This is a genomic window from Phormidesmis priestleyi ULC007 (assembly GCF_003003695.1).
GTDB lineage: Bacteria > Cyanobacteriota > Cyanobacteriia > Leptolyngbyales > Leptolyngbyaceae > Phormidesmis_A > Phormidesmis_A priestleyi_A.
In genome coordinates, this window is record NZ_PVWG01000049.1 from 17670 (window position 1) to 31034 (window position 13365).

Genomic DNA, 13365 nt, shown 5'->3' on the forward strand with positions numbered 1-13365 from the left:
CCTGTAGAAATAGGTGGAAATCAGGTAGCAAGATTAGAATAATTCTGAATAATAGATTAATAAGAGTCATGTGCCCAAATAAGAAATGGCGCTGTTCTAGGATGATTCAGCTTAAAGGTTTCCGTAGCTCTATGTAAAATTTGTCACGTTTTCCGGAGAATCGGAGAACCAGAACGATTTTATACAATGGACACTTCAGAAAATCCATCTTTTATGATGCATCCACCGCGCGACCTTTTAGAGCTTCGCGATACCCACCCACCTGAAACACAGACAACCTGCTTTCTAGACCTCCCAAGTTTTCCTGCTCAACTGGAACGAGTCGCAACAGTGGATACCCATCAAATTTTTCAACTTGTCGATCGCATCTTGCCGTTTGAAGCCTGTCTCTATCATCAAATTTTGCCCTTGTCGCTCAAAGACCAGTGTCTTCAGCTTGGCATGGTGACTTTAGAAGATGCCGCTGCCCTCGACTACGTGCGGCAAATTCTGACGTTTATGAACTATTCGCTAGCGCCTCAAACCATTAGTTCAGACGTTCACTACGCCACTCTTTCTGCCTATCTCAATCATGGGGTCAATCAAGGGCTTGTGGTTCCTTCCTTAGACGATTCCGTTCTTGCTCAAGAACCTGGAGAGGCTGAGAATGTTGACTTGCTAGAAGAAACCAGTCTAATCTCAAATCAAAGTTCCTGCGAGATTTCAGATCTTGATTTTTTCTCTAGAGGCGACTCCGCACAAGCTACTCAAGAGGCAAAAGCAACATTTTTAATAGACAGCCCCGATGAGATTGATGATTCCCCAAATCTTCTCTCACCCGCTACAGTTGTCTTAGTTTCAGAGCTGCTTCAGCACTCCAAATCTCCCATTCCTGGAAACGCTTTGCCCACGTTGGAAGTTAGTACCAATTATTTAAACAGCCCTTCAGATCATTTAGCTGCCTTACCGCCTGCCCAACTCTTGCAAGAACTGCTGGGACGAATTGTCAGCGATGGAATTGGGCGACTCTATCTTGAGCGCCGCTCCACCACAGGACAAATTCTGTGGAGTCAAAACGGAGTTTTGCGATCGGTGCTAAGTGATTTGCCTCTGTTTAGTTTTCAGGCTGTCATTGATGAGTTAAAGCAACTTACCCACTTGCCACGGACTCCGGTGCAGCAGCCAAAGCAGGTTGAGGTTGAGCGGCTTTGTGATCAAAATCGGGTACTGCTGCGTCTGCGCGTGATGCCGAGTGCTCATGGTGAAGAAGCAACCTTGCAGATTTTGCGAGGAGCCGCTCTCAAATTTTATCAGCAGCGGCAGATTGCCAACTTAAGCCGCGACGCGCTCAACATTGCCCAAGGTTTGCAACAGAAGATGCGCGAGATTCACGATCGGACTCACGCCAGTGCTCAACTCCCTCCTGACCAAGCTAACCTAACTCAAATCTTACAAATTGTAGAACAACAGATTAAAACCCTCAACCAGATTGATGAGGGTTGAGTTTTGAGTCATTCGTTCAAAACTCAACCTACGCGATCGCGGCGGCGGGTTGCCAACGCCCCAAGGGTTTGCCGATGATCGCGAGTTCTTGCATTAATTGGTCAAAGCGATCGGGCGTTAAAGATTGTGGCCCGTCAGAGAGCGCTTTTTTAGGATTGGGATGGACTTCGATCATCAGCGAGTCGGTGCCTGCGGCGATCGCGGCCATTGCCATCGCTGGTACATATTCTGCCCGACCCGTACCATGACTGGGATCGATCATAATCGGCAGGTGAGTCAGCGAGCGCAAGACTGGGATTGCGGCGAGATCGAGTGTATTGCGTGCATAGTCACGATCGAAGGTGCGAATTCCCCGTTCGCAAAGAATCACGTTGGGGTTTCCGGCTGCTAAAACATATTCAGCCGCCATCAGCCAGTCTTCGATCGTGGCTGCCATGCCTCGCTTCAGCAAAACTGGCTTATCTTGAGCGCCCACTTTCTTCAACAGAGAAAAGTTTTGCATATTGCGGGCACCGATTTGGATCACATCTGCCACCTCTGCCAAAGGCTTTAGGTCAGCCGCATCCATCAATTCGGTGATGATTCCCAATCCGGTTGCCTCTCGTGCGGCAGCCAGCAGATTTAAAGCGCTCTCGCCATGACCCTGAAAGGCGTAGGGCGAGGTGCGAGGCTTAAAAGCGCCGCCTCTCAAAAATTGCGCGCCTGCCGCTTTGACACGTTGAGCCGTCTCGACAATCATGTCTTCGTTTTCAACCGAACAGGGCCCCGCGACCACCACTAAAGGATGGTGTTCACCAAAGTAGACCGTTCCGTTAGGGGTCGGGACGGCAACACTGCTGGCTTCACCCTGGCGATATTGGCGACTGGCACGCTTGAAGGGTTGCTCTACTCGCAAAACTTGCTCAACCCAGGGGCTAATTTCTTGAAGTTGTAAGGGGTCTAGGTCAACCGTGTCTCCAACCAGACCCAGAACGACCTTATGTTTGCCAATAATCTTTTCGGGGGACAATCCCCACGTCGCCAGTTCGTCGGTGACACGGGTCAGTTCGACTTCCGGGGTGCCGACTTTCATAACCACAATCATGTGAGAACCTCTGCTGTGTTGTAGATGGGCAGTGTCTTCTATTGTGCGATCGCCCGCCCTAATAAAGCTATTAAGAAACTATTCGATTCAGGCCCAAAAAACGGTTGGTAGATGGGCACCAAACCATCCATCTACCAGCCCCTGCACAATGTGACTACTCGCTCAATTCTTTCTTTTGTCGTGCCGACTTCCAAGCACCAGTTAACCGCTTGAAGTTGAGATTAAATTCTTCTAAGCCGACGCGGGTGCCGACTCTCTCTTCATCCCAAGACGCAGAGATTAAGCCATAAGATAGCCCCAACACGCCCAACCCTAGAAAGCCCATGCTCACCAACACAACCGCCACGTTGGGCAGTTTGATTCCAGCTTTGACTAAAAGAAAATAGCTGACGATAAAGGTCAACATCCCCAAGGCGCTGGGAAGACCGCAGAAAAACGCCATACGACGTGCCATGCGCTTGCTGACCACTTCGGGAATGGTGCCTGAACCTCTCGCCGATCGCTGGCTCTTCTTAGCGGCTTTGCGATCGTTGGGCTGCTCTTCTTTCTCGATTTTAGAGGACTTAGAAATACTGGGCGGCTTTTCGCGCTTGGGCTTTTTGTTTCCCTTCTCTAGCACAGGATTGCTATCGATCTTTGCCGATTTTTTCTTTTGGGTAGGCTCAAAGGGCAAGCGATCGGGCAGTTTAGAGTCTTTAGGATCAGAAGACATCGGCTAAAATACTCCTTAACCCCGAATGCCAAGACGAGTAATCAGGGCACGGTAACGCTCTTGGCTATTCTTATTGATATAAGCCAGTAAGCGCTTGCGTTGACCGATCATTTTTAGCAAGCCCGTCCGAGAAGCGTGGTCTTTTTTGTTGGTTCTCAAGTGAAGGCTAAGTTTATTGATGCGATCGGTCAGCATCGCAACTTGCACGTCTGACGACCCGGTGTCGGTTTCGTGAATTTGATAGTCGGTGATAATTTCTTGTTTACGCTGTTGCAGCAGAGCCATGAGATGAAGTCTTTCCGTTATTGATTGTGGGTGTGCAGTCTCATATGGTATCACAAGGAAATTCGTTGCACACGATGGAATTTGCACGATCGCTACCTGGATCCATTCAATCAAGCTGGGTAAAGTGCAGTTAGTACTTCATCAACATTGACTAGTCACGCAAGGTGGGGCAGAAATGCACGCATGAACGATCGCAATGACTCTAGCAGCAATAGCCTGTGGACATTCCTAAATCAGATCAGTGCTCCTATCTTGGCAGGCATCTCATTGATTTCTGGTGTCTATGGTTTTGTCAAACTGTTTGTTGATAAAGATGCCGGACTAGTCACCCTGATTTCCCTAGCGATCGGCGTTCTGCTCCTGTTAGGCATTTGCCTGTACTACGCCCGATTCTGGAAACCCGAAAAGCAAGATCGGGGGCGATCGGCATTTGAGCCATTATCAGATGAGCACGTGAAAGCACAGGCAAAAAAAGAACGGCAGCGAAAACGGGTTCGTCGATCAGCCGTTGCTGGACTGATTCTAATTCCGATCCTCAGTTTCTCTGGCGTTGTAGGCTGGCAATATTTTCAGAGTCTCCCTGCCAAAGACATTATTGTTCTGGTTGCCGAATTTGACGGGCCCGACCCTAAAACCTATGGCGTGACTGAGAAAGTGATCAATCAACTGCGCCAAGCTACAAAAAATTATGCTGACGTTAAAGTTGAAGCCTTAAATAAGTCGATTACTGAACAGGAAGGCAGTAAAATTGCCCGGACTGTAGGGGAGAAACGCAAAGCCACGATCGTCATTTGGGGTTGGTATCGCAACCCCGGTGAAGTGGTGCCTCTGAGTGTGAATTTTGAAGTGCTGCGCTCACCCAAAGATTTGCCCGAACTGGGGCAGACTGCCAAGGGGAATATTCAGCAAGCTGCGATCGCCGATCTAAAAAGTTTCACTCTCCAGACTCGTCTCTCCAACGAGATGAGCTACCTGAGCCTGTTTACTTTGGGAATGGCTCGTCGTGCGGCCGGGGATTGGGAGGGAGCGATCGCCCGCTTCAGCGATGCACTGAGCCAAAAAACAGCATCCTCATCAAGCTTAAACCAAAGCCTGGTTTATTTTTACCGGGGGTCTGCTTATTTGCTAAAAGGGGACTCCGATCGCGCCCTGGCTGACCTCAACCAAGCGATTAAACGCCAGCCTAACTTTGCTGAGGCTCACGCAATTCGAGTCATCGTCTACGTTGCCAAGGGCGACTACAACCGTGCCCTAGCCGATGCAAATCTGGCAATTAAACTGAAGCCTGATATGGCTCTAGCTTACGACAACCGGGGTCTAATTTACCTCACAACAGGCGATTATGATCGAGCGATCGCTGACTTTAATCAGACACTTAAATTGCTTCCCGCTGCTGATCATGCTTCAGACTCTATCCATGCAGATGGCAGTCAGCTTGGCACTTTGAAGCTGAACGATTCCGGGGTTTCTGTCGTCAATTTTGCCCTCTCTGAAGTCAGCGATTACCTCGTTTACAACAATCTTGGCACTGCTTACTATGCTAAGAACGACTTCGATCGCGCCCTTGAAGCTTTAGATCAAGCGATCAAACTCCAACCCGATCGCGCCTTTGCCTATTTCAATCGTGCATCAGTCTACTTTAGTCAGAAAAACTACGACTATGCCTTGTCCGACCTCAACCAGACCCTCAAAGTTCAGCCCGATCTTGCCCTCGCCTATCTGAAGCGGGCAAGCGTTTATTACATCGGCAAAGGCGACTCCGATCGCGCCCTAGCTGACCTCAACCAAGCGATTAAACTTCAGCCTAGTTCAGCCCTGTTACACACCATGCGTGGTGAAATTTACTCCGATATCAGTGATTACGATCGCGCTCTTCTCAACTATGACCAGGCACTCAAACTCCAGCCTAACGACGCTGAAATCTACCACGATCGCGGGCTTACCTATGCCAAAAAAGGCGATTACGATCGCGCCATTGCAGACTATAACCGGGCGCTCAAACTAAAACCTGGCTACGCCAAAGCCTACAACAGTCGTGGTGTCAGCTATAAGCGCAAAGGCGACTTCGATCGCGCAATTGCTGATTACGACCAGGCAATCAAACTAAAACCTGACGAGGCCGGGGCCTACAATAATCGTGGGTTTGCCTATGCCGAGAAGGGCAACTTCGATCGCGCCCTCGCTGATATTAACCAAGCACTCAAACTCAGTCCGAATGAAGCCACTATTTACGATAGCCGGGGCTTTGCTTACGCCAGGAAAGGGAACTATGGTCGAGCGATCACAGACTATAATCAAGCCCTCAAACTAAAACCTGATGCTGACTATGCCTACTATCACCGAGGAATGGCTTACAGAAAGCAAGGCAGTAAAGCTCAAGCGATCGCTGACTTCAAGAGAACCCTGGAACTGACTCAAGATCCCAAAAAGCGGCAAGACACCGAAAAACAACTTCAAGAACTTGACAGATCATAGTTTGTAGCGGTGAACTGAAGATTGTTGTGGAGACATTAATCATGGTGGCTCTGAGCAATAGCTGCGGACGGAATAATGCGAGGGGTCAGGCGTGAGGAGACTAGCGGTTCTTATCGGTTTAATCATCAGCATTGCCGTTTTTCCTCACGCTGCTCAAGCTGCGATCGCTCAACCCGAACGAATTCCTCTAACCCTGGAGCTTTTGCAAGAACGGCTGCGATCGCCCGTGCCCCGTGAAGGGACTCGAATTCTCGATTTGCGGCGCACCACGATCGACCTGCGCCCCGAAAATGCAGACTTTCGCGATCAGTTTTATAGTCTGGTTCAAGCTCAGTTACAACGTCCAGGATTGCCGCTAGGACTGGATCTGAGCTATTCGCTGATTGAGGGAGACTTAGCGATCGCAAGACTAGGATTGCGTGCGCCACTCTATGGAGAATCGCTGTCTCCGATTTTTACGCCCAACGAAAAAGCCCAATTGCAGCGCGATCGGCGGCGGCTCTCTCGTCTGAGTACGCTGTCTCAATCGCTGCTGATCACGTCTAAAGAATCATCACAAGCGCCTTCTGCCCAAATCACGGTGTTTCGCGGGCCGATTAAACTTGTGCAAACTCGCATTACTGGATTTGCAGACTTCACCAACACGTTTTTTCTCAACCGCATGGAGGCACAAGGGGCACAGTTCCCGTCGGGCGCAGATTGGTCACAGACTCGGTTTAGTTTGCCTGTGAGCTTTACGAGTGCCAACTTTGGGCGAGAAGCGCTGTTTCGCAACAACATCTTTTTTGGCAAAGCAGAATTTAATCAGACGCAGTTTCGCGGTGAAGTCAGCTTTCAGAGCAGCGAGTTTCAGGCGACCGCGAACTTTAATCAGGCAACCTTTTATCAATCGGCAAACTTTACGCGGGTGCAGTGGCAGGGCAATGCCGATTTTGCTCAAACGCGATGGCGGGAACAAACGCTGTTTACAAAAGACACCTTCAATCAGTTGTTTTTTCTCACCGATGCCACGTTTGATAAATCTGCCGTCTTTCGAGACGCTCGATTTAATCGAGCCGTTAACCTACGCGGAGCCACGATTCTCGATCGAGCCGATTTTAGCTATTGCTCTTTCTCAAAGGGCGCTTATCTCAATGTGGCGGGGTTACGATTTGACTCTGACAAAGCCAAGATTTTGGGCGACCCTGGGCAGATCGGCAAGGTGATTTCGGTGCCGACGTTGCAGGGCAATGAAAATCTGCTGCGTGAATTAGTGCGAAACTTTCGGCGACTCGAACAAATTGCTGACGCAAATCAAATCGATTACACCGCCCAGCGATTGCGATCGCAACAACTGCTGCAACGGCTATTTGGCACCAATTTAAACACTGCCACGATTCCTCAGTTAAGCAGAATTGGCTTTAATCAAACTCAAGCAAACGCGATCGGGCAGCGTCGAGCCAAACAACCGTTTCGCAATCCGACTGAGTTGCTCACGGTTACTGCTGTTGATTTAGAAACGTATATTAGAGTCCGCGATCGCGTGATCGCCGTCGAGCCGTTGTCTCCAGTTCTGAACGTGCTCGATCGCTTGAGCCTCGCGTTTAATTGGGTGGCGCTGAGTCTATTGCTCTTGTTGAGCCGCAACGGCACGAGTTTTTGGCTGATCTTTGGCGTAGGACTGGTGACGATCGCTTATTTCAGTATTTTGTTTTGGGGAGTTGATCGCTGGCGCAGACGCTACCCTAAACCGATTCTGCCAACTTGGGGAGAATTTGCCTGGGTGAGCAGTTTCGCCACCGTTCTCAATCTGGGTGGGCTAGTGGCAGTGTTTCGCAACGGTGATCGACCCTGGATGACCTTGGCATGTTTGGCGATCGTGATGGTGCCGATTCCGCTAATTTTGATCGGGCTGCTGTTTCGTCAGGGTCGCTACCACCCACTTTTAGATGCCAGTTATTTTGTTGAAGAAGGCACCCTCCGCCAGTTACGAATTTTGATTGGACGGTTGCCGATCATTCCACGAGAACCGATGTTTCGCGATCGCTATCTGCCCATCTTGTGGGATCGTCATTGGAGTTGGCTCAACTATTTCGACTTCAGTTTTAATAATTTTTTGCGCTTTGGCTTTAACGATATTCGGCTCCGAGATCAGCACCTACCCAACCTAGTCACCGGGCTGGTTTGGTATCAGTGGAGTCTGGGGACGCTCTACATCGCCTTGCTGCTGTGGACACTTTCCCGCACGATTCCGGGTCTAAATCTACTGATCTACTTCAAGTAAGATTTATGACTGACGATCGCGATTAAATGACCCATAACTCAGAAAAATGACTCATAATTCTCAAAATCGGCTAAATTCACAGAATATTGTCCAGTTTTTATAGATAATCTGAGAAATCGTTGTTATCGTGCGTCTACAAAAGCTTTATTTCTCAAAAGAACTGAGCAAATAAAAAATCAGCTAAATATGTTTTACTGCATACAATGAAAGCTCAAATTTAAGATTGGTTCTCTTTAGTCGATGATCAATTGGTGTGTGTTGAGGAAACCTGTGAAAAGCGCTAAAAAGCAACCCGTCTCCCCGAAATCAGTCCCCGCGCAATCTGCTCAACCTAGACGAGTGACTTCTAAAACCAAAAGGTCGGCAAAGCCCAAAGGCAAGAAGCTGCTCTGGCTGATGTTTTGCTTGACGGGGGTCGCCATGCTTTCGGCAACAGCAGGCGCGCTACTCGCAGTTTCGCTCGCCAGTACGCCTCTGATGCAGCGTCAACTCAGCCCCGCTCAAGCCTCAGTGTTTGGCAAAGGTGGCATCTCAAGCCGAAGCAGTTTGAAATTGCCCGAACTGACACGCCCCGTCAACATTCTGGTTTTGGGTGTAAAAGTGCTAACGACGGATTTACAAAATCCTCCTGACCACCTCAAAAACCTTCGCTATCAGGCCCTCGTTAACTCGTTTGAAGGGTTGACTGATGTGATGTTGCTGCTGCGCTTTAACCCTGAGACTAAGAAGCTGACGGTGCTCTCAATTCCGAGAGATACGCGCACTTATATTCCTGATCACGGCGTTCGTAAAATTAACGAAGCAAATCTGTATGGTGGCCCTGCCCTGGGTGCAAAAACGGTCAGTGAGCTGCTGGGAGGCGTAGGGGTCGATCGCTATGTCACGATCAATGTTCAAGGGGTAGAAGCGCTGATCGATGCGCTGGGTGGCGTGACGGTTTTCGTCCCCAAAGACATGAAATATAAAGACGATAGTCAGCATCTTTACGTCAATCTCAAAGCCGGACAGCAACACCTCAACGGCGATAAAACCCTGCAACTGCTGCGCTTCCGCTACGACGAAAATGGGGATATCGGGCGAATTCAACGTCAGCAGACCGTGATGCGCGCCCTCATGGAGCAATCCCTCAATCCCACTACCGTGACTCGGATTCCTAAACTGCTCTCGATCATTCAGTCACACATCGATACCAATCTGACCGTTGAAGAACTGGTGGCGCTGACTGGCTTTGCCTCTCAAGTGAATCGATCGAACACCAAAATGCTGATGATCCCAGGCGAGTTTAGCGCTCCGGGTGAATATGACGCGAGCTATTGGCTGCCCCACCCGGCTCAGATTCAAAAGCTAGTCGGTCAGCATCTCGATTTTGGCACCACTGCGTTGACCGAAGATCAACCCGCGACGCTAAGAGTGGCGATTCAAAACAGCATTCCTCAAGATAAAGGAGTGCAGTCGGTAATTACTAGGCTGAGAGGGTCAGGGTTTAACAACGTTTATCAAGACAAGCCCTGGACAGAGCCTTTAAGCATCACTCGCATTGTGGCTCAACAAGGCGATGTGATTGGGGCAGAATCAGTGCGACGATCGCTAGGGTTTGGCGAAGTCAGAATTGAGACAACGGGGAGTCTTGACTCAGATGTGACAATTCAACTGGGCAAAGATGCGCTTCAGCCGCCTAAAAAACTGCTGCGTCCGGGGCTGAAAGATCCCGCCGCAGGTCGCGGTGAGTCACGATCGCTGACCAACCCCGCCAACAAAGGATAAAGTGTAGAATAGGATCAGGGTCAAAACTCTTCGTCAGTTAGCGTTTCAATCAACAGATCCACTTGATTCTGACGTTGAGCTAAAAATGCTTCGCACTGTTTCAAATACCTGACGGCGGTCGAAAATTGCTCAAACACATCGGCAAGGTCTAACTCACCCGACTCAATGCGTGACAAAATCGACTCAACTTGGGCAACCGTTGCCTCATAATTCCAGTTAGTTTGAGACGGGTATTCAGAAGAACGGCTGTCAGGGGTCGAATCTTGATCCGCTTCGATTTGTTTTGAATAGGCTGCATTTGAGCCAGGGGAAATATTCATGCAGCGCCCCAAGGTGAAGGTGAATTCTGACTCTTTTATTTATAGTCTTTATTCGTCGAAACTGGGTGGAGCGATCGAGACTTCCGTGACTTTAACTTTCAGGTGCCCTTGCCCTAATTGAATTGACAAATCCTCTCCCGGAGAGACTTCTAACGCCGATCGAGCAATGCTTCCGTTCATCTGCCGCACCACTGCATAGCCTCGTTGAAGCACGGCTTGCGGGTCAAGCGTTGCTAACTTTTCTTGCAGAAGTTGATGGTGTTGAGTCGCTTCTTGAAAGGGGCGCAGAGTTGATTGAATCAAGCGCTGTTTCAACCAGGCAACGACCTGAGTTTCTTGTTTAATCTGGCGATCGAGCTTCACGCGTTTAACGCACTCCCGTAGACTTTGCAGGCGATCGCGCTCGACTTCTAGATATTGCACCACCGCTTGATTGAGGGCATGAAATCGTTCTTGATGCTCGGCGTGCAGATTGGAGAGAAAGGGAATTGCTTGCTCGGCGGCAGCAGTTGGGGTGTGGGCGCAAACATCGGCAGCGAGGTCTGCTAACGACTCATCGCGCTGGTGTCCAATGCCCGCAATCACAGGAATCGAGCAATTTGCCACCGCCCGAACCACAAATTCGTCATTAAAACACGCCATATCTTCGATCGCCCCGCCGCCCCGTGATAGAATTAGTACATCCGCTCTACGATCTCGTTCGACTCGTGCGATCGCTGCCACGATCGATGCTGGTGCCTGATCTCCCTGCACTAATGCTGGAGAAAACAGCACCCGCAACCCCGGATAGCGCCGTTTTAGCGTTCGTTGGATGTCTCCCCAGGCTGCGGCTTGAGGTGAGGTGACCACCGCAACCGTTTGAGGATGGACGGGTAGAGGACGCTTTCTCTCTGGGTCAAAGAGTCCTTCTAGCTCTAGGCGATTTCGCAACTGTCGATAGCGCAGAGCCAATAGCCCCTCCCCTGCCGGAAGCGCTTGCCAGACAATCAACTGGTAGTTGCCCCGTTGAGGATGGACGTTGACCCGACCCAGCAAAATCAACTGTTCTCCCTGCGCTGGCAGAGCAGCCAATTTATCGAGTTGACTGTTCCACACGACGCAGCTAATGGAGGCTTTGGCATCGGGGTCTTGCAGCGTGAAAAACAACCCACTGCGATATCGCGATGCACTAGAAACTTCACCTGTCACCCAGACTTGACGGAGTTGGTCATCTTGCTCAAGCAGCAGTTGAATGTAGGCGGTTAACCCCCCGACTGATAGGGCGGAATCTGGCTCGATCGAGCTAGGCAGATTAAAAGACATCACGTGTAACCTGGAGAGAGAAGCATCAAATTATCGGCTGATTTCACTGAAATTTCTAACTCTCATGCTAGAAGGTTAATCACGAGTCTCAATCTTAGACTCTCAGCCCCTTCCGACTTGCTCTCTATAACTCTTTCTTTTTTGAGGCGCTAATGGCTAGTAGTAAAACAACCGAAAGTTCCGATAAGCAAAAAGCCCTGACGATGGTGCTCACCCAGATCGAGCGCAACTTTGGGAAAGGCAGCATTATGCGTCTGGGTGATGCCACCCGGATGAAGGTTGAAACCATCCCCAGTGGCGCTCTGACGTTGGATCTGGCGCTAGGCGGTGGGCTGCCAAAAGGTCGGGTGATTGAGATTTACGGTCCTGAAAGTTCGGGTAAGACGACGGTGGCGCTGCACGCAGTTGCCGAAGTCCAAAAAACAGGCGGAACGGCGGCTTACATTGATGCTGAACACGCGCTCGACCCCAAATATGCAGCAGCTTTGGGCGTTGATATTGCTAATCTGCTGATTTCTCAGCCTGACACGGGGGAAGCAGCACTAGAGATTGTGGATCAATTGGTACGATCGACCGCCGTTGATATTGTGGTCATTGACTCGGTGGCGGCACTGGTTCCTCGTGCCGAAATCGAGGGCGAAATGGGCGATTCTCACATGGGTTTGCAAGCCCGTCTGATGAGCCAAGCGCTGCGGAAAATCACCGGAAATATTGGCAAGTCTGGCTGCACAGTCGTCTTTATCAACCAGTTGCGTCAAAAGATCGGCGTGACGTACGGCAGCCCCGAAACCACCACAGGCGGACAGGCGCTGAAATATTATGCCTCTGTGCGTCTCGATATTCGCCGCATTCAAACCCTGAAGCGGGGCAACGAAGAATATGGCAACCGCGCCAAGGTGAAAGTTGCCAAAAACAAAATCGCACCGCCGTTCCGCATTGCTGAGTTTGACATCATTTTCGGCAAAGGCATCTCGACGATCGGATGTCTGGTTGACCTGGCAGAAGAAACGGGCGTGATCGTTCGCAAAGGTGCCTGGTATAGCTATAACGGCGATAACATCAGCCAGGGTCGCGACAACGCGGTGAAGTATGTGGAAGAGAAGCCCGAATTTGCCAAAGAAGTTGAAAAACTGGTGCGCGAGAAGCTCGAAATGGGCGCTGTGGTGTCTGCTAACTCGGTCGGAGCGCCTGACCCAGAAGATGAAGATGACGAAGAGTTTGTAGAAGCAGCAGAATAAGCGCGATCGTTCTAACGCTTAAATTTCATAGAGGGTGGGCTAAATGCCTGCCTTTTTTATTATTCAACCTGAGTTCGGGTTAAGCCGAAGGCTGAAATCCCCACTGCAAGTAGCTTGAGCCAAACAACCAGCTAGTAATCTTTTCTCAATAAGTCCTACTATTAAGAATATTCTCAACTGTGAGGCTTATTGACAAGAGCCTGATGTGGAGCATAGCAGCAAGGCACGGAAAATCAGGACTTCTGGCGATTTCTTATCCCGAACTCAGGTTATTCAACGTGAATTCGATGAAGCTTTTCGCTACGGTTGCGAATTCGGGCTGCCCCTAAATCCCCCAAAATTGGGGGACTTTGAACCTAAACTACCTGAGTTCGGGTTAAGCCGAAGGCTGAAATCCCCACTGCAAGTAGCTTGAGCCAAACAACCAGCTAGTAATCTTT

The 13365-nt window shown here is 49.9% G+C and carries 10 protein-coding genes; 5 read left to right on the forward strand and 5 right to left on the reverse strand.

The window, feature by feature from the left end:
- Window positions 1-186 precede the first annotated feature (186 nt).
- Complete coding sequence (locus C7B65_RS23010; protein ID WP_083582963.1) at window positions 187-1482, forward strand: ATPase, T2SS/T4P/T4SS family; 1296 nt, start codon at window positions 187-189, stop codon at window positions 1480-1482.
- 28 nt (window positions 1483-1510) lie between these two features.
- On the opposite strand, the gene aroF is transcribed toward C7B65_RS23010, so the two are convergent.
- From aroF to rpsO, 3 genes are all read right to left on the reverse strand, one after another.
- Window positions 1511-2566, reverse strand: coding sequence for a 3-deoxy-7-phosphoheptulonate synthase (gene aroF / locus C7B65_RS23015; RefSeq protein WP_073072350.1), 1056 nt, complete (start codon window positions 2564-2566; stop codon window positions 1511-1513).
- 154 nt (window positions 2567-2720) lie between these two features.
- Complete coding sequence (locus C7B65_RS23020) at window positions 2721-3278, reverse strand: PAM68 family protein (RefSeq protein ID WP_073072344.1); 558 nt, start codon at window positions 3276-3278, stop codon at window positions 2721-2723.
- Between the two features lie 15 nt (window positions 3279-3293).
- Entirely contained in the window at window positions 3294-3563 is a 270-nt protein-coding gene (gene rpsO, locus C7B65_RS23025) for a 30S ribosomal protein S15 (protein ID WP_073072342.1), read from the reverse strand.
- A gap of 183 nt (window positions 3564-3746) precedes the next feature.
- Here rpsO and C7B65_RS23030 point away from each other — a divergent pair, with 183 nt between their 5' ends.
- The 3 genes from C7B65_RS23030 (at window position 3747) to C7B65_RS23040 (ending at window position 10065) form a co-directional block, all read left to right on the forward strand.
- Window positions 3747-6038: a tetratricopeptide repeat protein gene (locus tag C7B65_RS23030; protein ID WP_083582961.1), complete on the forward strand. Its 2292-nt coding sequence runs from the start codon at window positions 3747-3749 to the stop codon at window positions 6036-6038.
- A 91-nt stretch (window positions 6039-6129) separates the two neighbouring features.
- Window positions 6130-8301, forward strand: a complete 2172-nt coding sequence (locus tag C7B65_RS23035) for a pentapeptide repeat-containing protein (protein WP_073072340.1) — start codon at window positions 6130-6132, stop codon at window positions 8299-8301.
- Between the two features lie 339 nt (window positions 8302-8640).
- Window positions 8641-10065 carry an LCP family protein gene (locus C7B65_RS23040; RefSeq protein ID WP_223257389.1) on the forward strand — a complete coding sequence of 475 codons (1425 nt, stop codon included), beginning with the start codon at window positions 8641-8643 and terminating at the stop codon, window positions 10063-10065.
- Window positions 10066-10085: 20 nt separating this feature from the next.
- Here C7B65_RS23040 and xseB read toward each other — a convergent pair whose 3' ends face one another.
- A complete protein-coding gene (xseB, locus tag C7B65_RS23045) occupies window positions 10086-10385 on the reverse strand; it encodes an exodeoxyribonuclease VII small subunit (protein ID WP_073072334.1) in 300 nt (99 codons plus the stop codon).
- A 48-nt stretch (window positions 10386-10433) separates the two neighbouring features.
- The gene (gene xseA, locus C7B65_RS23050; protein WP_073072332.1) at window positions 10434-11687 is read right to left on the reverse strand and encodes an exodeoxyribonuclease VII large subunit; all 1254 of its coding nucleotides are present in this window, start codon (window positions 11685-11687) and stop codon (window positions 10434-10436) included.
- A gap of 152 nt (window positions 11688-11839) precedes the next feature.
- Here xseA and recA point away from each other — a divergent pair, with 152 nt between their 5' ends.
- Window positions 11840-12925, forward strand: a complete 1086-nt coding sequence (recA, locus tag C7B65_RS23055) for a recombinase RecA (RefSeq protein ID WP_073072330.1) — start codon at window positions 11840-11842, stop codon at window positions 12923-12925.
- The last annotated feature ends 440 nt before the right edge of the window (window positions 12926-13365 follow it).